Raw genomic sequence first — 22,996 nt, 5'->3', positions numbered from 1 at the left:
AAAGAGTTCGCAGCAGTTCGCAATTGCGCAAAGGCAAAGCGCCCTACTCCGCCGCGCCCCTGAAGGCGCTGGCTCCAGTCTCGAACTGCAGCTTGGCGAGCCGCGCATAGGTGCCGCCCCTGGCGACCAGGCTCTGGTGGGTGCCTTCCTCGACGATGCGCCCGCCTTCCATGACCAGGATGCGGTCGGCCTTGAGCACCGTCGCCAGCCGGTGGGCAATGACGATGGTGGTGCGGCCCTGCATCAGCCGCTCCAGCGCCGTCTGCACCAGCGTCTCGCTTTCGGCGTCGAGCGCCGAGGTCGCCTCGTCGAGCAGCAGGATCGGCGCGTTGCGCAGGATGGCGCGGGCGATCGCCACACGCTGCCGCTGTCCGCCCGACAGCGTCACGCCGCGCTCGCCGACCTGGCTGTCATAGCCCTTGTCGAGCTTGAGGATGAATTCGTCGGCAAGCGCGTCCTTCGCTGCCGCCTCGATCTCGGCCTTGCCGGCGCCAGGCCGGCCGAAGCCGATGTTGTCGGCGGCACTTGCCGCGAAGATGGTGACGTCCTGCGGCACGATGGCGATGCGTTCGCGGATGGCGGCGGGATCGGCTTCGCGCACATTGATGCCGTCGATGGCGATGCGCCCGCTTTCCGGATCGTAGAAGCGCAGGATCAGCGAGAAGACCGTGCTTTTGCCGGCGCCCGAGGGGCCGACGATCGCCACCGTCTCGCCGGGCTTCACCTGGAAGCTCAGGCCGTGCACGGCGGCGCGGTCGGGCCGTGCCGGATAGGAGAAGGAGACGTCGTCGAAGCTGATCGCGCCCCTCGCCTTGGCCGGCAATGGCACGGGATCGGTGGGCGGCTGGATGGCCGGTTTCTCGGCCAGGATCTCGGTCAGCCTTTCGGCTGCGCCCGCCGCCTGCGACAACTCGCTCCACACCTCCGACAGGGCGCCAAGCGCGCCGGCGGCGAACACCGAATAGAGCAGGAACTGGCTGAGCGTGCCAGGCGACATCGTGCCGGCAAGCACGTCGCGCGAGCCGAACCAGAGCACCGCCACCACCGAGGAAAAGATCATGAAGATGGCGAAGAAGGTGAGGAAGGAGCGGGCGAAGATCGAGCTCCGCGCCGCCTCGAAGGCTGCCTCGACCGCGGCCGAGAAGCGGCCGGTGACCAGCTTTTCATTGGTGAAGGCCTGCAGCGTGCGCACCGATCCGATCTGCTCGCTGGCGTAGGCGGTTGCCTCGGCCAGCGTATCCTGCGCCTGCCGCGACCTGCGCCGCACCGAGCGGCCGAAGGCGACCAGCGGCAGTACGATCAGCGGAATGGCGGCGATGACCAGGCCGGAAAGCTTCGGGCTGGTGACCACCATCATCGCCACCGCGCCGACACCAAGGATGACGTTGCGCAGCGCGACCGAGGCGGTGGCGCCGACCGCCGACTTCACCTGCGTGGTATCGGCGGCAAGTCGCGACACGATCTCGCCGGATTGCGCGGTATCGAAGAAGGCCGGCGACAAGGTCGTGACATGGGCGAACACGTCGCGGCGGATGTCGGCGACGACACGTTCGCCCAGGGTGATGACGAAATAGTAGCGGCTGGCCGAGGCCGCCGCCAGCACAGCCGCCATCGCTACAAGGGCGGCGAAATACTCGGCGATGAAGGCGGAGCCCGACCCGATGAAACCGTGGTCGATCATGCGCCGCACGGCCATCGGCAAGGCTAGCGTCGTTACCGCCGCCACGATCAGCGAGATGATGGCGCCGGCGACCAATGTCCGGTAGCGGGTGATGTACGGAAAAAGGCGTCTGAGCGGCCGGATCGAGCGCCTGCGCTCGCCTGGACTGCCACCGATATCCGCCATGAGCGTTTCCTCTGGCCACTTGGCGGTCATGCGCCTCAATATGCGCTTGCCGCGGCCTTGTGATTCAATTCCGGCTGATGTATAGGCTCGCCGACCGTTTTAGAAGCCGTGGCTTTTCATTAGCTGCGGCTTCGAGTTTTAAAAAGGGGCGCATCGACGCAGGCCATGGGCCCGTCAGCAGCGCCGGCAAGCCAGGAACAGACCAATGAAGGCAGATATCCATCCCGACTACCACACCATCAAGGTCGTCATGACCGACGGCACCGAATATACGACCCGTTCGACCTGGGGCAAGGAAGGCGACACGATGAACCTCGACATCGACCCGACCACGCACCCGGCCTGGACCGGCGGCCAGCAGACCCTGCTCGACCGCGGCGGCCGCCTGTCAAAGTTCAAGAAGCGTTTCGAAGGTTTCGGCCTCTAAGCTTTTATCCGCTTTGTCGCAGATCAAAAACCCGCCTCAAGGCGGGTTTTTTTGTTTTCTTCCTTCTGTCGACGATCCAGGAAAAAGTGCCAGAGTAGAGTTCCTCGCTACTCGTCCACCAGCTCCCTGAGCGCCATGCGCTTGTAAGCCGCGACCAGCCTGTCGCCCTCCTCTCGGTCGACCGAGATGGCCAGCCGCACAGCGGCTTCACCCATCTGCCAGACGAGGAATGCCGTCGTCTCCAGTTCGATCGGATCGGCGCCGGGACGCAGCCGCTTCAGCACCGCGACCAGGAACTCGGCATTGGCGCGGCTATCGGCGAGCTCCAGCTCGCGCAGCGCCTTGTCGGCCTGCGTGCCCGACCAGATGTCGCGCATCACCGGCTCGGCCAGGAACAGCCGGTAATAGATGTCGACCAGTTCCGAAAACGCCCTCCGCAGGCCTTCGGCATCGCTGACATCTTTCAGCGCCGCGGAAATGCAGGCCTGGCTTTCCGCCGTGTAGCGCTCGGCCAGCGCCCAGACGATCGCCCGCTTGTCTGGAAAGAACTGGTAGAGCGAGCCGATCGACACGCCTGCCCGCTCCGCCACCTCGCCCATGCGCATGGCATCGCTGCCTTGCTCGGCAATCAGCGCCGAGGCGGCGGCCAGCATCCGCTCGACCCGCTCGCGGCTGCGCTGCTGGGTCGGCGCGCGGCGCGGCGAAGCAATTGCGCCCTGGTCGGTCTTCGCGGCGACTTTGTCATCCATGGCTCACTCCGGACGATTTTTCGGAACCGGCTTGACTTGCAAGATATGAGGGTTTATCACGTTTTGCAAACATGAGTGTTCCTCATATTTCTATCGCAACCGTCGACCAATCTGGAGCAACCGACATGATGAAACTTCTTCCCACCCTCACCTTCATCGCCGCGATCGGCTCTGGCGTCGTCGGCGGCGTCTTCTTCGCCTTCTCGAATTTCGTCATGCCGGCGTTTGCCCGGCTGCCCGCGGCGACCGGCATCGCCGCCATGAATTCCATCGCATCACGGTGATCACGCCGACCTTCATGACGGCCCTGTTCGGCACCGGCCTCATCTGCCTGGTGCTGATTGCCGCCGCCCTATTGGGCTGGAATCAGACCGGCACCTACTGGCTGCTCGCCGGCGCCGTGATCTACCTGATCGGCAACCCGATCGTGACCATGGTCTTCAACGTGCCGCTCAACGATGCCTTGGCCGCGGTCGATCCGGCCAGCGCCAACGGCGCCGCGGTATGGACGAACTATCTGAGCGAATGGGTGATGTGGAACCACGTCCGCACCGTCACCGCCATCGTATCGATGGCCTGCTTCATCATGGCGCTGATTTGAGAGGCATCACGCTCAAACAAAAGACCCGGCTTCGGTGAACTGACCCCGATGGTGGTGTCCAACTTCACGGGGTCAGTTCATCAGGCCGTGTCTTTTGTTTTGTGGCCTTTGCGATCTGAGTGACCGAGATCACGATCTGGATCGATAACGTCGCGGACCAACTGCTTGAGTTTGGCCGCGTCCGGAAAGCCGCCGTCGCGCTTGCGGTCCCAGATAGGCACGTCGTTGCAGGAAATGGTGAAGATGCCGCCGGTGCCCGGCACCAGCGTCACCTCGCCGAGATCAGTGCCGAAGGTGGAAAGAAGCTCCTGCGCCATCCAGCCGGCTCTGAGCAGCCACTGGCACTGTGTGCAGTAGGTGATGCGGATGACAGGCAACAGCTTTTCGCGCATATCGGATTGAGCCCTGCTCATATCGGATTGAGCTTTGCTCATATCCTGACCGGTCACGCCGCGCTGAGCTTGGCCAGCGTCTCTTCGTCGACCTCGAAATTGGCGTAGACGCTCTGCACGTCGTCGTCGTCCTCGAGCGTTGCGACCAGCTTCATCAGCGACTGCGCCCGCTCTTCGTCGACCGGGACGTTGTTCTGCGGCTGCCAGATCGGCTTCACCGACTCCGCCTCGCCGAGCGAGGCTTCCAGCGCCTTCGACACTTCGCCGAGATTTTCGAAGGCGCAATAGATGGTGTGGCCTTCCTCGTCCGACTCGACGTCGTCGGCGCCGGCCTCGATCGCCGCTTCCATGACCTTGTCGGCGCTGCCGGCCGAGGCGGGGTAATAAATCTCGCCGACGCGGTTCCACATGAACGACACCGAGCCGGTTTCGCCGAGCGCGCCGCCGGCCTTGGTGAAGGCGGCGCGCACATTCGAGGCAGAGCGGTTGCGGTTGTCGGTGAGCGCCTCGACGATCAGCGCCACGCCGCCCGGCCCATAGCCTTCGTAGCGCACTGCCTCGTAGTTTTCGCCGTCGCCGGCGGACGCCTTGTTGATGGCGCGCTGGATGTTGTCCTTCGGCATCGACACAGCCTTGGCGTTCTGCACCGCCAGGCGCAGCCGCGGGTTCATCGCCGGGTCCGGCGTGCCGGTCTTGGCGGCGACGGTGATTTCGCGCGCCAGCTTGGAAAACATTTTCGACCGCACCGCGTCCTGGCGGCCCTTGCGGTGCATGATGTTCTTGAACTGCGAATGGCCAGCCATGGCACCCCTGTCGTGTTCGGCTAGAGCATCCAGCGGCAAGATGAGCTCACCTCGCCGTCTCGGATACTCGAGTTCAAATTTCAGAACGTCCCGGGTAAGCCTACGAAGGCATACGGCGCTCTCTGTCGGAATGGCCGGCTTATAGATAAATCGGCTCAATTCGTCCAGCCGCGCCGTTGATCGCGCGCAACAGTCCTATGCAACTGACGGCAAAGCATCGGCTCAGCCATCGAGATCCGACTTCAGCCGGTCGAGAATGCTGATCGCATGGCCGGCATACTGGCTGATCCAGCGGTCGTGGATCTGCTTGATCGGCAGCGCGTTGAGGTGGTTCCAGCGTTCCCGCCCCTCGCGCTTTGCCACCACCAGATCGGCTTCCTCCAGCACCTTCAGATGCATCATCACCGTGCAGCGGTCCATGTCGCCAAAGGCATCGCACAGCATGCCCGTGGTTTGCGGCTGATCCCTCAGGTGGTCCAGCAGTTCCCGCCGGCGCGGATGCGCCAAGGCCTTGAAAACGTGATCGTCCGACGTTTGGCTTGACATGTTATGTTTCTATAACATATCGTTGATCCAATCAAGGAAGGAGTTGTGGATATGTCTCTTGGATTCAGGGTTTCCGGACGCATCGGCAAACCGGTCGCCGAGGTCTTCGACGCCGTTGCCAATCCGAACAAGCTCAGCGGCTATTTCACCACTATCGGCGGCGCCAGCGGGCCGCTCGTGCCGGGCGCGGGTGTGGTCTGGTGGGGCAAGGTTCCGGTCGAGGTCGACGAGGTGACGAAGGACCGTCGCATCGTGCTGCGCTGGGATGCCACCGACGCCGACGGCAAGCCGGCCTACAAGACCCGCATCGAGATGAATTTCGAGCCGCTGGACGATGGCGGCACCTTCGTCACCATCGCCGAAAGCGGCTGGCATGAAGGCGAGGCCGGGCTGAAGAAATCCTACCTCAATTGCGAGGGCTGGTCGCAGATGCTGGCCTGCATGAAGGCCTATCTCGAATACGGCATCAACCTGCGCGACGGCTATTACCGCAGCGAGATGAAGGGCGAGCCTGCCAACGAGACCAACATCTAGGTGTTTAGTCCCTGCATTTGATGGATTGGATCGAGTCTGAACCGCTCAGGCTCTTTTTTCCAGACATTGCAGATGAACTCGAAGGGAGTGATGCCCTTGAGGGTCTTCAGTCGCCGGCCGAAATTGTAGGCTGCGACGAAGTCGTTGAGTTGCTGTCGCAATTGGTCGTGATCGTCGTAGTGGAAGCGCTTGACGGTCGCGTCCTTGATGGTGCGGTTCATTCGCTCGACCTGGCCGTTGGTCCAGGGATGCTTCACCTTGGTGGTACGATGCTCGGTGCCGTTGTCGCGGCAGGTGCGCCCGAAGATGTGCTCCATGGCGGTGCGGTCCTGCTCGCGGTTTTTGAACTGGACGCCGTTGTCGGTGAGGATCGTGTGGATCTGGTAGGGAACTGCCTGGATGAGGTGGCGCAGGAACTCGGCCGCGATCATTTTTGTGGCCCGCGTGTGGAGTTCGACGTAGGTGAACTTGCAGGTTCGGTCGATGGCCACGAAGAGATATAGCTTGCCCTCGGCGGTCTGCACCTCGGCGATGTCGATGTGGAAATAGCCAATCGGATAGGCCTTGAACTTCTTCTTGGGCTGCTTGTCGCCTTCAACCTCGGGCAATCTCGAAATGCCATGACGCTGCAGACAGCGATGCAATGACGAGCGCGTCAGGTTCGGGATCGTTGGCTGCAGCGCATAGAGACAATCATCCAGGGGCAACAGCGTATGCCGGCGGAAAGCGACGATGACAGCCTCTTCCTCGATCGACAGCACCGTCGACTTCGGGGCTTTGGGACCAGTCGGCAGATCAGCGACCGAAGTTCGCCCCTTCCATTTGGCAACCGTCTTCGGATCGATCCCGTAGCGCTTGGACAGCTTCCTCAGGCTCTCTTGACTATTTTGTATTGCTCGACGGATTGCCTCTGTCGTCGTGGCGCGCCCATGCAGAACCTGGCCCATAGTGCCTCCTTCCAATCGGGGGAAAATAATGAACCATTAAAGCCTGGGATGAAACACCCCCTAGGGTCTGCGCTGCGTCGCTGCGCTCCTTGCTTCGCCCTAGGATGACGAAGTTCCGAGCTTCAGCCGCAGCGCGCCATCGCGCAGCCTGCCCGAATAGTCATTGTGTCAGCGCAACATCCGTTTCCATTCGCTGCCCGGCCTAGTAAACCCGTCCACGATCGCAGCTCAGGAGGTTCCGCTTGTCCAATTTCGTCAGCGTCGCGAACGAGGACGGCGTCGCAGTGGTCACCATCGACAACCCGCCGGTCAATGCGCTGAGCTTTCATGTCCGCAAGCCGCTTTACGAAGCACTAGCCGCGCTGCGCGACGATCCCGCCGCGAAGGCCATCGTCATCGCCTGCGCTGGACGCACCTTTGTCGCCGGCTCCGACATCACCGAATTCGGCAAGCCGGTCCAGCAGCCGGAGCTGCGCGCCATCATCGCGCTGCTGGAGACCATCGCCAAGCCGACGGTCGCCGTCATTCATGGCACCGCGCTCGGCGGCGGGCTGGAACTGGCGCTCGGCTGCCATTTCCGTATCGCTGACGCCGGCGCCAAACTCGGCTTGCCGGAGGTCAAGCTCGGCCTGCTGCCGGGCGGCGGCGGCACGGTGCGCCTGCCGCGGCTCGTCGGCGCGCAGAAGGCGCTCGGCATGATCGTTTCCGGAACGCCGGTCTCGGCTGCCGAGGCAAAAGCGGCAGGGCTGGTCGATGCCGTTTTCAATGGCGACCTGCTAGCAGAGGCGGTTCGTTTCGCCAGCGAAATAGTAGCCGGCGGTGGATCGTTCGTGCCGGTGCGCGACCGCAAGGAAGTGCTGGCAGAGACGCACATCGAGGCCTTCGACCGCCAGGCGGCCGATTTGGCAAAAAAGGCGCGCGGGCTGGAGGCGCCGCTTGCTTGTGCCGAGGCCGTGCGCAACGCGATCACCTTGCCTTTCGACGAGGCGCTGGCAGCCGAGCGCCAGCTTTTCCAAAAACTCGTTGCCGGCGACCAGTCGCGGGCGCAGCGGCATCTGTTCTTTGCCGAGCGCGAGGTGGCGAAGATGCCCGGCAAGGACTTGCAGAAGCGCAGGATAGAACGCGTCGGCATCATCGGCGCCGGCACGATGGGCGGCGGCATCGCCATGGCCTTTGCCAATGGCGGCTTTCCGGTGACCTTGCTGGAAACCGGCGAGGAAGCGCTGCAGCGCGGCCTGGCGATGATCGAGAGGAACTACACCGTATCGGTTTCGCGCGGTTCGATGAGCGAGGCGGCGAAGCAGCAACGGCTCGCACTGTTCAAGGGCAGCATCGACTATGCCGATCTCGCCGATTGCGATCTGATCATCGAGGCCGTGTTCGAGGACATGGCGGTGAAAAAGCAAGTGTTCGGCAGGCTGGATGCGGTGGCCAGGTCCGGCGCCATCCTTGCCACCAACACCTCCTATCTCGACGTCGACGAGATCGCCGCCTCGACGTCACGGCCGCAAGATGTGCTCGGCATGCATTTCTTCTCACCGGCCAACGTCATGAAGCTGCTGGAGATCGTGCGCGCCGAAAAGACTGCGCCCGACGCGCTGGCGACCGTTGTCGAACTGGCTCGGCGCATCGGCAAGGTGCCGGTCGCCGTCGGCGTCTGCCACGGCTTCGTCGGCAACCGTATGCTGGCCGCGCGTGGCGCGGAGAACGAGTTCCTGCTGCTCGAAGGCGCGACGCCTGCCCAGGTCGATAAGGCGTTCACCGATTTCGGCTGGCCGATGGGGCCATTCCAGATGGGCGACCTTGCCGGCCTCGACATTGGCTGGCGCAACCGCAAGGCGCGCGGGCTGACGGCCGTGATTGCCGACACGCTGTGCGAGCAGGGGCGTTACGGCCAGAAGACCGGAAGTGGGTGGTATCGGTACCGAAGCGGCGCGCGCGAGCCGATGCCTGATCTGGAAGTCGAGGCGCTGATCCGCGCCAAGGCGGCCGAGCATGGCGTCGCGCGGCGCGCGATCGGCGCGGGCGAAATCATCGAGCGCACGCTTTACCCATTAGTCAACGAGGGCGCGAAAATCCTCGAGGAAGGCATCGTGGCGCGCGCGGCCGACATTGATGTCGTCTGGGTCAATGGCTACGGCTTTCCGATCGGCAAGGGCGGGCCGATGTTCTGGGCCGGACTTGAGGGGGCCGGGAAGATTGTCGAGCGACTTGAGTATTGGCATGGGCAAACTGGCCGGCCGATCTTCGAGCCGGCGCCGGCGCTGAGGCGCTTTGCGGAGTCTGGGTCGTGGGAGGAGGCGGGCGGTGCCCAGTAATTTCGTCATTCCAGGGCGAAGCGAAGCGTAGACCCTGGAATCCATGCCGTTCCATCAAACGAAGAATGCGGCGGCCCAGAACAAGCCCTGGCGCAGCAGTGCCCGTTCTGCACCGTTGCAGCGCTCCAACGTCACGGCATGGATCCTCGGGTCTGCGCCGCGTCGCTACGCTCCTTGCTTCGCCCGTGGATGACGAAAGCGGAAGCGGCAAAGCCAAATTTGACCATGTGGACAAAAGTCGGACGCCGTTCCATAGTCCCGCGGTCTGACATTTTTCGAACGGCCGGCTCGACACGGCCGTCGAACAGAGGGGAACTTCAAATGAAAAACGATCATAGTAAAACCCAATACGCTGGCCTGTCCCGACGCAACGTGCTGGAGCTTGGCGCGCTGGGGTTCGCGGCGGCGGTGCTGCCGAATGCCGCCTTCGCCGCGAACAAAAAACTGAAGGTGGCGGCGATCTTCGCCACGCCGATCGAGGAGCCGTGGGACAACCAGATCCATGTCGCCCTGCAGAAGGCCGAGAAGGAACTAGGAATCGAATACAAATGGTCGGAAAAGGTGCAGACCGCCGACTTCAGCCGCGTCATGCGCGAATATGCGCAGGGCGGTTACCAGCTGGTGCTGGGCGATGCCTTCGCCGCCGAGCGTGAATCGCGAAAGACCGCCAAGCAATTCCCCAAGACCGCTTGGCTGTTCGGCTCCGGCGCCGGACCGGCCGAACCCAATTTCGGCGTCTTCGACAACTGGATCCATGAGCCGGCCTATCTGTCGGGCATGATTGCGGGAAAAATGTCGAAGTCGGGCACGGTCGGCGCGGTCGCGGCAATGGGCATTCCGGAGGTGAACCGGCTGGTCAACGCCTTTTTTGCCGGCGCCAAGGAGGTCAACCCGAACGTCAAGAAGAAGGTCGCCTTCATCGGCTCCTTCTTCGATCCGCCGAAGGCCAAGGAAGCCGCGGTGGCACAGATCGATGCCGGCGTCGACGTCATCTATGCCGAGCGCTTCGGCGTCATCGAGGCGGCGGTGGAAAAGAAGGTCTACGCCATCTCAAACATGTCCGACCAGTCGAGCCTCGGTCCCGACACGGTCATCACCGGCCCGGTCTGGGACATGTTTCCGACGGTCGAGCAGGCGATCAAGCTGGTCAAGGCCGGCGTCTTCACCGCGCAGGACTATGGCGATTTCTCGCGCATGGCCAAGGGCGGCTCCTATCTCGCACCCTTCCACAAATTCGACAAGACGTTGCCGGCCGAGGTCAAGGAGCTGGTCGAGAAGAAGAAGGCGGAGATCCTGGAAGGCAATTTCCGCGTCGATGTGGATGAGAACACGCCGGTTTCGGATTAATACCTGGTTGTGAGGGGTGGCGCGAGGCCCCCCTCTCTGTCCTGCCGGACATCTCCCCCTCAAGGGGGGAGATCAGATATCTCGGCGGCCTTCGCCAACTTTCAACGTTGAAAAGATCGAGCGCCGTCGACGGAGCTGCCAATCTCCCCCCTTGAGGGGGAGATGTCCGGCAGGACAGAGAGGGGGGCCTCGCGCCGACCTCCGCGGTTCGCCGGATCGTAAGTCAGGAGCACCCTTGTCCGCCCCCCTTATCGAAATGCGCGGCATCACCAAGAGCTTCGGCGCCGTCAAGGCGAACGAGGCCGTGGACCTGAGCGTCGCACCGGGCGAAATCCTCGGGTTGCTGGGCGAGAACGGCGCCGGCAAGACGACGCTGATGAACGTGCTGTTCGGCGCCTATGCGCCGGACGCCGGCGAAATCCTGGTCGAGGGCAGGCCGGTTGCCATCCGCAATTCTGCCGACGCCTTAGCCGCCGGCATCGGCATGGTGCACCAGCATTTTCATCTGGCGCCGCGGCTCACCGTGCTGGAGAACCTATTGATAGGCATTCCAGGAAAATCCGGCCGCATCGACCGCGCCGGTGGGCTGGCGCGGCTGAAGGAGATCGGCCGCCAGCATGGCTTGAGTCTCGATCCGGACCTGCCGGTTTCGGCGCTGTCGGTCGGTGAGCAGCAGCGGCTCGAAATCGTCAAGGCGCTGTTTCGCGGCGCAAGGCTTTTGATCCTCGACGAGCCGACCGCGGTGCTGGCGCCGTCGGAGGTCGACGGCCTATTCGCCGCCCTGCGCTCGATGGCGGGCCAAGGGCTCGGCATCATCTTCATCTCGCACAAGCTGAACGAAGTGAGGGCGCTCACACATCGCTGCGTGGTGCTCAGGCACGGCAAGGTCGCCGGCCGCGTCAATCATCCTGCCAGCACCACTTCGGCCGAGATGGCCAGGCTGATGTGCGGCCACGAGATCGTGCCGCCGACCAAAGAAGCTTCGACGCCCGGCGGTTCCGTGCTGACGCTGGATGGTATCTCTACCTCCGGCCATGCCGGCACGCCGCTGCGCGAGATCTCGCTGTTCGTCCGCGCGGGCGAGGTCCTCGGCATCGCGGGTGTCTCCGGCAACGGCCAGCGGGCGCTGGCCGACGTGATTTCCGGCATGCTGTCGCCCGGGGCCGGCTCGATGACGATAGCCGGCAAAATGGTTGTGCAGTTCTCGCCGCGCGAGCTGCAGGCGCTGGGGCTCGGCCGCATTCCGGAGGACCGGATGACGACCGGGCTGGTGACCAACCTGCCGCTGGCCGATTCCATGGTGCTGCCGCGCATCGGCACCGAAGCCTTCAGCCGCAAGGGACTGCTCAATCCAGCGGCGATCCGCGCCTTCGCCGAGGAACAGATCAAGGCCTATGACATACGCTGTCCCGGACCGATGACGCGCGCCGGCGCGCTTTCCGGCGGCAATCTGCAGAAGGCGCTTTTGGCGCGCGAGCTCGCCTTCGATCCGAAAGTGCTGATCGTCTCGCAGCCGACGCGCGGCCTCGACATCGGTGCTGCCCGTTTCATCCACGAAAAATTCCTCGCCATGCGCGCCAGGGGCTGCGGCATCATCGTCATCGGCGAGGACCTCGAGGAATTGCTGATGCTCTGCGACCGCATCGCGGTGATGTATGAGGGACGCATCGCCGGCACGCTGGCCAGCGCGGACGCCACGGTTGGAAAGCTCGGACTCCTGATGACCGGCGCGGAGGGGCACGCCTGATGTTTCGTCTCGAAGCCCGCAGCTCAACGCCTGTCTGGTTCAATTTCGCTTTGCCGCTGCTGGCGATCGCAGCGGCGCTGGTGCTCTGCAGCGGTCTGATCGCGGTGGCCGGGGCCGGCGTCATCGAGGCCTATGGCGTCATGCTGTCGGCCTCGCTCGGCGACAGCTACGCCATCACCGAAACGCTGGTGCGCGCGGCGCCGATGATCTTCACCGGCCTCGCAGTGGCGGTCGCCTTTCGGGCAAAGTTCTGGAACATCGGCGCCGAGGGCCAATTGCTGGCCGGCGCGGTGGCGAGCTGCGCCGTCGGCGCGATCCCGATGCCGGGCACCCTCGCCATGCTGTTGATGGCGATCGTGGGAGCGGCGGCTGGTGCCCTGGTCGCGCTGGTGCCGGCGACGCTGCGGGTCAAATTCAAGGTCGACGACGTGGTGAGTTCGCTGTTGCTCAACTCGGTCATCTACTACGCGCTGATGGCGCTGATCGAGGGGCCGTGGAAGGATAGCTTCAGCGGCTACCCGATCTCGCCGCCGATCGAGGATTCGGCCAATTTCCCGGTGCTGATCGAAGGCACGCGGCTGCATCTCGGCGTCGTCGTGGCGCTGATCGCCGCACCGCTTTGCTGGTTCCTGATCGCGCGCACCACGCTCGGCTTCCGCATTCGCGTCACCGGCGAGAATCCGGAAGCGGCGCGTTATGGCGGCATCAATGCCCAGCGCGTGCTGCTTTCCACCGCGCTGCTCTCCGGCGCGCTGGCGGGGCTGGCCGGCGTCGGCGAGGTGGGCGGCGTGCATTTCCAGGTGATGAGCGACATCTCGCCGGGCTATGGCTATTCCGGCATCGTCGTCGCCATGCTGGCAAGGCTCAACCCGCTCGGTGTCGTGCCGGCGGCGATCTTCCTTGCCGCGGTCATGACCGGCGCCGAGGCGATGTCGCGCGCGACCGGCGTGCCGGCTTTCCTCAGCGACGTCATCCAGGGCACGGCGCTGCTTGCCATGCTGGTGGCGCTGCTGTTCACCGCCTACCGCATCCGCCGCGTTGGAGCGTCCGCATGAGCGCGGTGTTGGAGCAGATTTTCCAGGTCGGCTTCCTTGCCGCCATCATCCGCATCGCCACGCCTCTGGCCTTCGCCACGCTCGGCGAAATGTTTTCCGAGCGTGCAGGCGTGCTCAATCTCGGCATCGAAGGCATCATGCTGTTGTCGGCAATGGCCGGCTTTACCGCCGCCAGCCTGAGCGGCAGCCTGTGGCTCGGCGTGCTGGTGGCCGTGCTGACCGGTATGCTGATGGGCGCGCTGCACGCGCTGTTCACGGTGGCGCTGGGTCTGAGCCAGCATGTCTGCGGCATCGGCGTGACGCTGTTCTCATCCGGCCTTGCCTGTTTCCTCTACCGGCTGATCTTCGGCCAGCAATCGGTGCCGCCCAGCATCAAGGGGTTTCAGACGCTGCCGATCCCGCTGCTGTCGGACATTCCGATCCTCGGCCCGGCGATGTTCAACCAGTTCTCGCTTGTCTACATGGCGATCCTGGCCATCCCCGTGGCCGCCTTCGTGCTCTACCGCACGCCCTGGGGCCTGTCGGTGCGCATGGTCGGCGAGAACCCGCGCGCCGCCGATTCGGCAGGTGTGAGCGTGATCGCGACGCGCTTCCAGGCGGTGATCCTCGGCGGCGCGCTGATGGGACTCGCCGGCGCGTTCCTGACCATGGCGCAGTTCAACGCCTTCACCTTCGGCGTCGTATCCGGGCGCGGCTGGGTGGCGATCGCCCTGGTCGTGTTCGGCCGCTGGGACCCGTGGCGCTCGGCGGGCGCGGCGCTGCTCTTCGCCTTCGTCGACGCGCTACAGCTCAGGATGCAGGCCAGCGGACTCGGGCACATCCCTTACGAAGCCTTCCTGATGCTGCCCTTCATCCTCACCATCGTCGCTATGGCCTTCATGTCGCGCAATGCCGTGGCGCCCTCGGCGCTGCTGAAGCCCTTTCGCAGGGAGGAGCGGTAGGCGAGTAGGTGTCCTTTCCTCTTCCTCCGGAGGGGGAGAGGTGGCGCTGCGAAGCAGCGACGGAGTGAGGGAACCACCTGGCAACCGCCGCCAACGGATATTGAAAAGGAGCTCAGGCGCAAGAATTTTCCTGCGCCGCGCCAAGCGTCGACCCCCACTCCGTCGAGCTGCGCTCGACACCTCTCCCCCGATCGACGGGAGAGGGGAAGGGCGCGGGTAGTTTTCAAGCAAATTCAGGCTGGCATCGTCCCCGCACAGGTCGGAATCCTCAGGCCAATTGAGAATGAAAAACCACTTTCCCGCCCGCTTTGAGAAGCTCATTCCACGGATCCCGTAAAAATAGCAATCGACAAAGTCTACTAACTTTATAGATTAATGGCTGAGACGGAGGCTCGACCATGTCCTACATGCAGAACGCCCAGCGAAAAGGCCAGACCGCCGACCAGAGCTGGAGGCCGGCTTATGGCGGCACCTTCGCCTATCTCGTCTTCGCGCTTGCATTCGTATTCACCGGCGCGGTGGTGCTGGGGCTCATCCCCTGACCGCACAGGGACCGCGGTCCCGCAATCAAAACAATCTGAGTTGAGTAACGGAGTGGAAAAAACTGGCGCAGTGCCAGGGCGCCGTCGCGCGTCGATGTCATCAACACGGGCGGGGTCCCAACGTGATGGAGGAGATGGCAATGTCGATCGAGTTCACGCATGTACCCGGCAAGTCTGCCGATGGCAGCTTCTTCTACGATTTCGCCGAGACCGCGACCAAGCTGTCGCTGATCGAGGACGCCGGCTTCCGCAAGCTCATCGTCGACGATGCGGCCGGCCTGCTCACCAATATGGACATCGCCGCCCAGACCCTCGACCGCACCGGCTCGCTCGAAGTCGTGCTGACGCACTGGGCCGGGGTGATCGAGCCGACGGTGGCGGCCAGGCAATTGGCGGCGCTCGATCAAAGAAGCGGCGGCCGGCTGTCGCTGAGGATGCTGAGCGAGCCGCTGGAAGACGAGGACGCCGAAGCGCGTCCGGCCGGCCACGGTGTGGTCTGGCAACGTATCGACGAATATCTGGTGCTGTTGAAACGCCTGTGGTCGAACGAGGAGCCTTTCGACCATGAAGGCGCCTTTTACAGCGTCAGAGGCGGCTATGTGCCGCGCAAGGGTCCGCATGGCGCCGACCTGATGATCCGTCTTGGCGGGCAGTCCGGCACCGCGCTGGCAGTGGCCGGGAAACACGCCGATGTCTTCGAACTGGCGGCCGGGTCGCCCGCCGAGATTCGGCAGCTGATTCAGCGGGTGCGCAGCGCCGCCGCCGAGCACGGCCGCGCCGGCAAATTGCGCTTCGCGCTGCCGGTGCGCATTCGCTCAGAGGGCTGGTCGGGCGCCGACGACCACAGGGCAGTCGAGATCGCGGGGCCGCCGGCGCGGCTTGCGCTCTCGCTGTTGCCCTACGCAGCGCTCGGCATCGAGGAATTCATGATCGGCGGCATCGACCGTGCCAGCGAGATTGCCCGGATCGGCCGCGAGACGGTAACGCTGATCGCGAATTCGCCGGCGCGACGCGAAGCCGACACTCGGCCGCCGGGAACGTTTGCGTTGCGCTTTTTCACCGAGACGGCGGCTGCGCGGTATAGTCGACGCCATCCATGACGTAGTCCGCGAAAAGGAAATCGCGGATTCCGGCGATCCGGCCATTCTCCCAATCGATAAGGATGAAGTAGCGCGGCGGTCCGTCGGGACGATCCGGACTGGTGACCAGGATGGCCGGCCGGCCTTCGACGAGGCCGGTGGTGAAGTGCCAGTGCGTCTCGTCGGAATAGCGGCCAAAATATTTGCCGACATATTCCTTGCCTTCGGCGCGAAGCCGATTGACCAGTTCCAGCTTCACGTCGTCGGCAAGCAGGCCGCGCAAGGCGTCGAAATCCCGGGCATTGAAAGCCGCGACATAGTCGCCGAGGCGCCGCATATCCTCTCGGTTGAGGGCCGGGCGCGGCGATGACGTCCGCGGCGCGGCCGCCAGCCTGCGCAGGCTCTCGCGGCCACGCTGCAGCGCTCCCTTGATCGCCGTTTCGGTGGTTTCGAGGATATCGCCGATCTCCTCGAGGCTGTGGCCGAGCACGTCCTTCAGCACGACGGTGCATCTTTGCGCCGGCGGCAATTGCATCAGCTCGGCAAGGCTCGCCTGGGCGGCGATACGCGCATCGATTGGGGAATCTTCGTCGGCGATCGTATCGATCTCGACCTCGCTTTCGCTCATCCGGGAACGGGCTCGCTTGCGCAGGAAATCAAGTGCTGAATTGTGCGCTATGCGAAACAGCCAGGGCTCGGTCTTTTCGGGCATGTCGCCATTCCTGATCGCCACGAAAGCTTTGGCCAAAGCCTCCTGGACGATGTCCTCGCCATCGATGACCGATCCCACCATCCGCGAGCAATAACGGTGCAGCCGGGCTCTCAACCCGGCGGCTTCACGCTCGAATGCGCGAAGCCTGGCTTCGGTCGTCGCAACGGGATGATCATGCGAATCGGTCACGCAACCTCCTAGTCCTCGATTCCGCCCGTGTGGGAATAGCTGGCATGTCCCATCACGCTCTCGCCGGTTCCATGCTCCATGATCGTCTTCATGTAATCGGCGAAGCGGGGATCGCTGCGGAAGGCGGCGATGTCTTCGGCCGAGCGCCATTGCGAGATGTTGACCACCTTGCTGCCGTCGCCGCCGACGATCACGGAGGACGACAGCGAGCCCGGCTGCTTGCTGAAGAAGTTCCGCGTTCCTTCGGCAAGGGTTTTCGCGAGATCCTGCTGCTTGCCGGGCTTGGCGGTAAAGACATTGATCAAGGTCACAGCGGTCGACATGGCTTGGCTCCATTTGTCCTGGCGGCGGAGGCCGTCGTGGCTTCCGTAATCGTCGCAACCGTCAAGACGAACACGATGCCGGGAACGGAACGGCGCAGGCGAAAAAATTTCGGCCACCGACGAATAGCGATCGAAGGGCCAATCACGACAAGCGTCCCATCGACCGGCAATGCACGAGAAAAATTCCTCCCCGCCGTTCCGAAAGGCACCCGTCATTCGTCCTGGTGGGTGCCGATGCTTCCGATGCCGGCATCAACCAAGCGAGAAGCAAATGTCGATCCTCTCGTCCATCAATCGCCTGGCGACAGAATACGCAGCCACCCATGCCCGCTATCGGGCGGCGCGGGCACTCTATTTGCTGCCGATGGATATCCGCAAGGATATCGGCTGCCCGGAGGCCGGCGATCCAAGCGATGCCGAACTCTTCAGCTCGCCCCGTTCGCGAGTCGTGATAGTGCGGTGACGACAGCCGCCGAATCCGCCAGCGCGCCGAAGACGCCGTCCTCGACCGTCACCATATGCAGCGCGGCTTCATGCGCATACCGGTCGCCGCTGGCGCAGGCGTCCGCGATCGTCAGGCACTGGAAATTGCGGTCGCAGGCCTCGCGCAAGGTGCTGTGCACGCAGACATCCGTGGTGCAGCCGGCAAACAGCAGATGCGTTATGCCGCGCGAGCGCAGCACCAGTTCCAGGTCGGTATAGGTGAAGGCGCCGTTGCAGGTCTTGTCGACGATGATGTCCTGGGGCGCGACCTCGATGTCGGAAACGATCTGGAAACCGGCGCCGCAGCGAAGCAGGACATCGGTTCCGTCCAGTCCGGCCCGCTTGCGGCGCCATGTCTCGTAAGGCGTCATGTCGGCCATGTCGGCGCGGTAGCCTTGCCTGGTGTGGACAACGGTGAGGCCGGCCGCGCGGGCTGCCGCGATCAGCCGTTTGACCGTCGGCAAAATGGCCCGCAGCGGCGTCGAGTCATATCCCTTTCTGGCGAAATAGCCGGTCGGCGAGAGGAAATCTTCCTGCATGTCGATGACAAGCAGCGCGGTGCTCTCCGGCACCAGCCGGCCATCATAAGGGAAATCGAACGGTGTCGCGGTGATCATCGCTGCTGCCTCGGTCGCTGCCCGCCATCGTGGCCCGGCGATAGCACCGCAGTCCAGAGCTATCAGCCCGATATGGAAAGCAGCTTGCGGGACCGGAGCCGTCCCGCAATTTGATCGACACCGTCGCCTTTATAGTTGACTATTGAACTCATGTTTTATAGTCAAGCCGGCATCGGCCGCCCTGTGGAGCCCCTGGACAGCGGCGGCCGCATTGGAGGCGGATGTTGGTCGGACCTGATGCTCAGACAGCCTTTGACGTCGACGCGGTGTGCCTTGCAGCCGGCGAGCGGACGCTGCGCGGCCCGCGGCTGCGTGCGGTCAGCGAGCGGGAACGAGCCTTGTCGCGAAACGCGCTTCTTGCGGCGCTCGCCGCATCCTTCATTCTTTCGGCCGGCATTGTCCCGGCGCAGGCCCAGCCGGCGACTTCGGCTCCGGCTGCGCAAGCGCCCGTGCAAGCGCCGGCTGCCGAGGCACCGGTCGATCAGGCTCCCGCCAGTGCACCGGCCACCGTCGCCGGCGAGGAGCCGCCCTCTGCCATCCCGCTGACGCTGCCGCATGATTTGTCGCCCTGGGGCATGTTCATGGCCGCCGACATCGTGGTCAAGGCGGTGATGGTCGGGCTCGCCTTCGCCTCGCTGGTCACCTGGACGGTGTGGCTGGCCAAATCGCTGGAGGTTTTTGGCGGCAAGCTCAGGGCGCGCCGGGCAGCCAATGCGATCGGCAACGCCGCGACGCTGATTGAGGCCGTCCGCGTGCTTGGCCACAGCAACGGCCTCGGCGCGCTCCTGGTGCGGGCGGCGGAGGAAGAACGGGCGCTTTCGGTGGGCGCGCTCGACCATGTCCCGGGCGACGGCCTGAAGGAGCGCGTCACCTCCAGGCTGTCGCGCATCGAGGCGGCCGCGGCGCGGCGCATGTCGCGCGGCACCGGCGTGCTGGCGACCATCGGCTCCACGGCCCCCTTCGTTGGCCTGTTCGGCACCGTCTGGGGCGTCATGAACGCCTTCATCGGAATCTCGCAGGCGCAGACGACCAACCTCGCGGTGGTGGCGCCCGGCATCGCCGAGGCGCTGCTCGCCACCGCCATGGGGCTTGTCGCGGCGATCCCGGCTGTGGTCATCTACAATGTCTTTGCGCGCTCGATAGCCGGCTACAGGCAGATCATTGCCGACGCCTCGGCCGGCGTCGAGCGGCTGGTCAGCCGCGACCTCGATTTCCGCAACGTGCCATCGGCGGCCGCGCTGGCGGCGGAGTGAGCGGCGATGGCGGCCAGGACGCGCGAAACCACCGGCGACGATCTCGAGGAAAGCCACGAGATCAACGTCACGCCGTTCATCGACGTTATCCTGGTGCTGCTGATCATCTTCATGGTGGCGGCACCCTTGGCGACCGTCAACGTCGATGTCGACCTGCCAGACTCGACGGCGGCGCCGGCGCCGCGGCCGCAGACGCCCCCGTTGCTGACCTTGAAAGGCGATCTTACGCTGGCGATCGGCAATGACGCCGTGCCGCGCGCCGCTTTCGCCGCCGCGCTCGACGGCCGCACCAAAGGCGACAAGCAGACGCGCATCTTCCTGCGCGCCGACAAGGCGGTTGGATATGGCGAGCTGATGGAGGTGATGAACCTTCTGCGCGGCGCCGGCTATCTCAAGGTCGCGCTGGTCGGGCTGGAGACGGCATCCGGCTCCGACAGCGCGGCCTCGGCCGGAGCCATGGCTCCCGCGCCAGTCACGAGCGGGAGTTCGCCCCCTTGACGCAAGCGATCATGGCCTTGTCCGGGATCAGGCAGCCGCGCTTCGGCGCAGGCGACGCCGGCCGGTGGGCAATTGCCGCCGCTATCGTTATCGCCGGGCATATGGTGGTCGCCTATGCCGTGCAGAGCCTGAGCTTCGCCGAGCCGGACGGCGGTTCGCCGCCGGCGCTCGCGATCGAGGTGTCGCCGCTGGTGGTCGCGCCCAGCCCGGAAGAGACAGCCATGCTCGATATGGTAACTGAGCCACCCGATGCGGCTGAGGAAACGGACAAGTCCACCGAGCTTAAGCCGGTGACAGAGCCGGCGCCGGAGTCTGTCGTGCAAGAGACCGAGCCTGTAACGGAACCGCCGGTCGAGACCGAGAAGGTCGAGGAGGCCTCGCAAGCCGAACCGGCAGGGCAGACCCTGGCGGCGCCGAGCGGACGGCCGCCTCTGGACGGGATTGTGCCAGACATCACAGAGACCGTGGCGCCCCACGTCGTCATCCCGCTGCCGGAACCGAAGCCGGTCAAGGCCGAGGTCAAGGCGAGCAAGCCGGTCGAGGCGAAGAAGAAAACAGCCGAAAAGAAGCCGGTCAAACAGCCGAAACAGCGTGCGAAGAAAGAAAAGGCAGCGCCGCCCAATACCGTGATGACGGCGAGCATCGACACCAAGACGGCGGCGAAGGCGGCCGCGCCGCAATCTGCCGATGTCGCGCCGCGGTCGAGCGTCAGCCCGTCGCGCTGGAATTCCAGCCTGGCGGTGTGGATCAGGCGCCATACGCGCTATCCGGGCGCGGCGAGGCCGAGGCGCGCGGCGGGACAAGCCGATGTGACCTTTACGGTCGATTCGTCCGGCAGGGTGGTTTCGGCCCGGCTGGCGCGCTCCTCGGGTGACGGCGATCTCGACCGCGCAGCACTCGGCGCATTGCAGGGCGCTTCGGTGCCGGCGCCGCCGGCCGAACTCGGCGGGCGGGTGACCCGTACGGCGCCCTTCGTGTTCAGCTTGCGGGACTAGATTTGCCGCCATCAGGGACAGGTACTTGAACAGCTCAGTCCAATCCTGAATTACTCCAGCGTCGTTGCTGTCCGGAGCCATATGACCATATTCACGCGTCGCGTCCTTCTCAAAACTGCCGCTGCCGCCGGCCTCGCGGGCATCGGCGCCTCGACCATGGGCAGACTGGCCGGCCTCGCGGCAGCAAAGCCCGATCCGGTGATCCTGAAGACCGCCAGCATCCAGGCTCGGCTTATGGATGGCGCACCAACGAGGAATGTGCTCACCTATGGCGAGGCCGGCATGCCTCCGGTCGTCAGGATGCGAAAAGGCGAGCCGTTTGCCGCGCAACTGATCAACGGCATCGATGACCCGACGACAATCCATTGGCATGGCATCCGCGTGCCGAACAGGATGGACGGCGTGCCGTTCCTGGTGCAGCCCTATGTCTATCTTGGCGATCGGTTCGACTACGCCTTCACGCCGCCCGATGCCGGCACCTTCTGGTATCACCCGCATTGCAACACGCTGACGCAGATGGGCCATGGGCTGACCGGCGTGATCGTGGTGGAGAACCCGAACGATCCGGAATTCGATGCCGAGGTGGTAATCAATTTGCGCGACTGGCGGCTCGGCGACGATGGCCAGTTCATCGAGCAGTTCCGGCCGCGCGATGCGGCGAAAACCGGTACTTTCGGCACGGTGCGCAGCGCCAACTGGCTCGACCAGCCGCAATATGACGCGCCCGCCGGCGGCCTGGTGCGGCTCAGGGCCGCCATCACCGACGTTACCCGCATCTACGCCTTCCGTGTCGAGGGCGCGGAAGCGGCGGTCATCGCGCTCGACGGCAATCCGGTGCCGCAGCGCTTTACGCCCGACGCCTTGCTGTTCGGACCCGGCCAGCGGCTGGAGCTTGCCATCCGCATGCCCGACGACGAGGGGGCGATCGTCAGCCTGCGCGACGTTCGGGGTACCAAGCCGAAGGTGCTGGCGACGCTGCGCGCGGTCGGAGGCTCGCTCCGGCGCGACCTTCGCGGCCTTGGGGCGTTGGAGGCTAATCCGGTGCAGGAGGTGGACGTTGCCGGCGCGAAACATATTGCCCTGGCGCTCAGCGCCACGGCGGAAAATGTGCCGGGCGACGGCATATGCGGCTCCCTCGGCTACAGCTTCTGGGCGATCAACAAGGTGCCTTGGCCGGGCGACACGCCGGATCCGACCGCGCCGCTGGCCGAGCTGAAGCTCGGCAAGAGCTATGTCATCGACATGGAAAACCTGACGCCGCACGCGCACCCGATCCATCTGCACGGCATGAGCTTCAAGCTGCTGTCGTCCTCGACGCGCGTGATCGAGCCGCTGATCTCCGACACCTATCTCATCCAGCCCAATGAGAAGGTTCAGCTGGGTTTCGTTGCCGACAATCCCGGAGACTGGCTGCTGCATTGCCACATCATCGAGCACCAGAAAACCGGCATGACCAGCTATGTCCGCGTTGTGTGAACACGCATTTACCGGGTCGTCTGCTGACCGGTCGCGCATTTCCGGAGAGCGTCGGGTTGCGCAGCAAGCGGCCGGAGCAAAATGGTCGTCCGGAGTATCTGGCGCAGGCTAGGGACGCATAATGGCAGGGAGCCGCAGGCGCATTCTCTGGCGTTCCGCGAAGGCCAGTGCAGACGATCCCGCCTCGAACGAATAGATGCGCTCTTCCTCGTCCTCGACGACCCGCACAAACGCTTGCCGGTCCGTCTCGACCATCTCAATTCGAGGTCCCAAGTGACCGAGATAGCGGTCCAGATAAGCACGCACGTAGGTTTGCGAATAAGGCACGGCTTCCTCCCGTCCGGTCGAACATACGCAAATGCCAATAGCTTCCTTCGCACTGCAATAAACTATGACATAGCTCACACGGCCCGAGGCTTCATGAAGCTATATAGACACGTGCGAGGCTGGATCTGAGTTTCCGCCGGCCCAGACGGGCCGGCGCCGGCGATGGGCATCTGGCACGCGCCTGAAGTTTTCGTGAACATCGCCCGGTTGACGCGATCGTCTGGTTGCCTAGCTAGCAAGAGGGCGCCG

At 64.3% G+C, this 22,996-nt stretch carries 23 protein-coding genes and 2 pseudogenes; 15 read left to right on the top strand and 10 right to left on the bottom strand.

All coding sequences use genetic code 11. The features are described 5' to 3' along the window. Nucleotides 1–43: 43 nt before the first annotated feature. On the bottom strand, nt 44–1,846 hold the full coding sequence (locus tag FJ974_RS05605; RefSeq protein WP_140535912.1) for an ABC transporter transmembrane domain-containing protein: 1,803 nt from the start codon (nt 1,844–1,846) through the stop codon (nt 44–46). Between the two features lie 205 nt (nt 1,847–2,051). Here FJ974_RS05605 and rpmE point away from each other — a divergent pair, with 205 nt between their 5' ends. Beyond that, nucleotides 2,052–2,273, top strand: coding sequence for a 50S ribosomal protein L31 (rpmE, locus tag FJ974_RS05600; protein ID WP_095804712.1), 222 nt, complete (start codon nt 2,052–2,054; stop codon nt 2,271–2,273). Nucleotides 2,274–2,380: 107 nt separating this feature from the next. Here the strand turns inward: rpmE and FJ974_RS05595 are convergent, their stop codons facing one another. Further along, nucleotides 2,381–3,022 carry a TetR/AcrR family transcriptional regulator gene (locus FJ974_RS05595; protein WP_140535909.1) on the bottom strand — a complete coding sequence of 214 codons (642 nt, stop codon included), beginning with the start codon at nt 3,020–3,022 and terminating at the stop codon, nt 2,381–2,383. 125 nt (nt 3,023–3,147) lie between these two features. Here FJ974_RS05595 and FJ974_RS05590 point away from each other — a divergent pair. Then, nucleotides 3,148–3,623 (top strand): annotated as a pseudogene (locus FJ974_RS05590) (DUF1772 domain-containing protein). A gap of 80 nt (nt 3,624–3,703) precedes the next feature. On the opposite strand, the gene FJ974_RS05585 reads toward FJ974_RS05590, so the two are convergent. From FJ974_RS05585 to FJ974_RS05575, 3 genes are all read right to left on the bottom strand, one after another. Next, nucleotides 3,704–4,015 (bottom strand): SelT/SelW/SelH family protein, encoded by a 312-nt coding sequence (locus FJ974_RS05585; protein ID WP_264296802.1) that lies wholly within the window; start codon nt 4,013–4,015, stop codon nt 3,704–3,706. A 53-nt stretch (nt 4,016–4,068) separates the two neighbouring features. Continuing rightward, entirely contained in the window at nt 4,069–4,818 is a 750-nt protein-coding gene (locus tag FJ974_RS05580; protein ID WP_140535907.1) for a YebC/PmpR family DNA-binding transcriptional regulator, read from the bottom strand. A gap of 222 nt (nt 4,819–5,040) precedes the next feature. Beyond that, on the bottom strand, nt 5,041–5,364 hold the full coding sequence (locus FJ974_RS05575) for an ArsR/SmtB family transcription factor (RefSeq protein ID WP_140535904.1): 324 nt from the start codon (nt 5,362–5,364) through the stop codon (nt 5,041–5,043). Between the two features lie 51 nt (nt 5,365–5,415). Here FJ974_RS05575 and FJ974_RS05570 point away from each other — a divergent pair, with 51 nt between their 5' ends. Next, complete coding sequence (locus tag FJ974_RS05570; protein ID WP_140535902.1) at nt 5,416–5,898, top strand: SRPBCC domain-containing protein; 483 nt, start codon at nt 5,416–5,418, stop codon at nt 5,896–5,898. On the opposite strand, the gene FJ974_RS05565 is transcribed toward FJ974_RS05570, so the two are convergent. Beyond that, on the bottom strand, nt 5,895–6,845 hold the full coding sequence (locus tag FJ974_RS05565; protein WP_226891494.1) for an IS481 family transposase: 951 nt from the start codon (nt 6,843–6,845) through the stop codon (nt 5,895–5,897). The genes FJ974_RS05570 and FJ974_RS05565 overlap by 4 nt on opposite strands. Before the next feature lie 242 nt (nt 6,846–7,087). Here FJ974_RS05565 and FJ974_RS05560 point away from each other — a divergent pair, with 242 nt between their 5' ends. The 7 genes and pseudogenes from FJ974_RS05560 to FJ974_RS05525 all read left to right on the top strand — a co-directional run bounded on the left by FJ974_RS05560 (nt 7,088) and on the right by FJ974_RS05525 (nt 15,895). Then, nucleotides 7,088–9,163, top strand: a complete 2,076-nt coding sequence (locus FJ974_RS05560) for a 3-hydroxyacyl-CoA dehydrogenase NAD-binding domain-containing protein (protein ID WP_140538252.1) — start codon at nt 7,088–7,090, stop codon at nt 9,161–9,163. Between the two features lie 321 nt (nt 9,164–9,484). Beyond that, nucleotides 9,485–10,510 carry a BMP family protein gene (locus tag FJ974_RS05555; protein WP_140538253.1) on the top strand — a complete coding sequence of 342 codons (1,026 nt, stop codon included), beginning with the start codon at nt 9,485–9,487 and terminating at the stop codon, nt 10,508–10,510. Between the two features lie 256 nt (nt 10,511–10,766). Next, nucleotides 10,767–11,969: pseudogene (locus FJ974_RS05550) on the top strand (ABC transporter ATP-binding protein); the annotation flags it as partial. Nucleotides 11,970–12,256: 287 nt separating this feature from the next. Then, nucleotides 12,257–13,312 (top strand): ABC transporter permease, encoded by a 1,056-nt coding sequence (locus FJ974_RS05540; RefSeq protein ID WP_140538255.1) that lies wholly within the window; start codon nt 12,257–12,259, stop codon nt 13,310–13,312. Then, on the top strand, nt 13,309–14,253 hold the full coding sequence (locus FJ974_RS05535) for an ABC transporter permease (protein WP_140538256.1): 945 nt from the start codon (nt 13,309–13,311) through the stop codon (nt 14,251–14,253). Before FJ974_RS05540 ends, FJ974_RS05535 begins: the two co-directional genes overlap by 4 nt. 398 nt (nt 14,254–14,651) lie before the next feature. Then, entirely contained in the window at nt 14,652–14,795 is a 144-nt protein-coding gene (locus FJ974_RS05530) for a hypothetical protein (RefSeq protein ID WP_140538257.1), read from the top strand. A 140-nt stretch (nt 14,796–14,935) separates the two neighbouring features. Continuing rightward, nucleotides 14,936–15,895 (top strand): LLM class flavin-dependent oxidoreductase, encoded by a 960-nt coding sequence (locus FJ974_RS05525; protein ID WP_140538258.1) that lies wholly within the window; start codon nt 14,936–14,938, stop codon nt 15,893–15,895. Here the strand turns inward: FJ974_RS05525 and FJ974_RS05520 are convergent. Together FJ974_RS05520 and FJ974_RS05515 are read right to left on the bottom strand one after the other, a co-directional pair. Next, the gene (locus tag FJ974_RS05520) at nt 15,852–16,775 is read right to left on the bottom strand and encodes a sigma-70 family RNA polymerase sigma factor (RefSeq protein WP_226891492.1); all 924 of its coding nucleotides are present in this window, start codon (nt 16,773–16,775) and stop codon (nt 15,852–15,854) included. The two genes, FJ974_RS05525 and FJ974_RS05520, sit on opposite strands and share 44 nt — an antisense overlap. Nucleotides 16,776–16,783: 8 nt before the next feature. Beyond that, nucleotides 16,784–17,314: a putative quinol monooxygenase gene (locus tag FJ974_RS05515; RefSeq protein WP_140538260.1), complete on the bottom strand. Its 531-nt coding sequence runs from the start codon at nt 17,312–17,314 to the stop codon at nt 16,784–16,786. Between the two features lie 55 nt (nt 17,315–17,369). Here FJ974_RS05515 and FJ974_RS05510 point away from each other — a divergent pair, with 55 nt between their 5' ends. After that, nucleotides 17,370–17,561, top strand: coding sequence for a hypothetical protein (locus tag FJ974_RS05510; protein ID WP_140538261.1), 192 nt, complete (start codon nt 17,370–17,372; stop codon nt 17,559–17,561). On the opposite strand, the gene FJ974_RS05505 is transcribed toward FJ974_RS05510, so the two are convergent. After that, nucleotides 17,524–18,198, bottom strand: a complete 675-nt coding sequence (locus FJ974_RS05505) for a cysteine hydrolase family protein (RefSeq protein ID WP_140538262.1) — start codon at nt 18,196–18,198, stop codon at nt 17,524–17,526. The genes FJ974_RS05510 and FJ974_RS05505 overlap by 38 nt on opposite strands. Before the next feature lie 338 nt (nt 18,199–18,536). Between FJ974_RS05505 and exbB the strand changes: the two genes are divergently transcribed. The 4 genes from exbB to FJ974_RS05485 all read left to right on the top strand — a co-directional run bounded on the left by exbB (nt 18,537) and on the right by FJ974_RS05485 (nt 22,420). Next, complete coding sequence (gene exbB / locus FJ974_RS05500) at nt 18,537–19,451, top strand: tonB-system energizer ExbB (protein WP_140538320.1); 915 nt, start codon at nt 18,537–18,539, stop codon at nt 19,449–19,451. Nucleotides 19,452–19,457: 6 nt separating this feature from the next. Continuing rightward, nucleotides 19,458–19,949, top strand: a complete 492-nt coding sequence (exbD, locus tag FJ974_RS05495; RefSeq protein WP_140538263.1) for a TonB system transport protein ExbD — start codon at nt 19,458–19,460, stop codon at nt 19,947–19,949. Then, nucleotides 19,946–20,944 carry an energy transducer TonB gene (locus FJ974_RS05490; RefSeq protein ID WP_140538264.1) on the top strand — a complete coding sequence of 333 codons (999 nt, stop codon included), beginning with the start codon at nt 19,946–19,948 and terminating at the stop codon, nt 20,942–20,944. Before exbD ends, FJ974_RS05490 begins: the two co-directional genes overlap by 4 nt. An 81-nt stretch (nt 20,945–21,025) precedes the next feature. Then, on the top strand, nt 21,026–22,420 hold the full coding sequence (locus tag FJ974_RS05485; protein ID WP_140538265.1) for a multicopper oxidase family protein: 1,395 nt from the start codon (nt 21,026–21,028) through the stop codon (nt 22,418–22,420). A gap of 108 nt (nt 22,421–22,528) precedes the next feature. On the opposite strand, the gene FJ974_RS05480 is transcribed toward FJ974_RS05485, so the two are convergent. Next, a complete protein-coding gene (locus tag FJ974_RS05480) occupies nt 22,529–22,747 on the bottom strand; it encodes a hypothetical protein (protein ID WP_140538266.1) in 219 nt (72 codons plus the stop codon). Nucleotides 22,748–22,996 lie beyond the last annotated feature (249 nt).

The sequence above is a fragment of the Mesorhizobium sp. B1-1-8 genome, assembly GCF_006442795.2.
Classification (GTDB): Bacteria; Pseudomonadota; Alphaproteobacteria; order Rhizobiales; family Rhizobiaceae; genus Mesorhizobium.
This window is presented reverse-complemented; position numbering and strand designations above follow the sequence as displayed.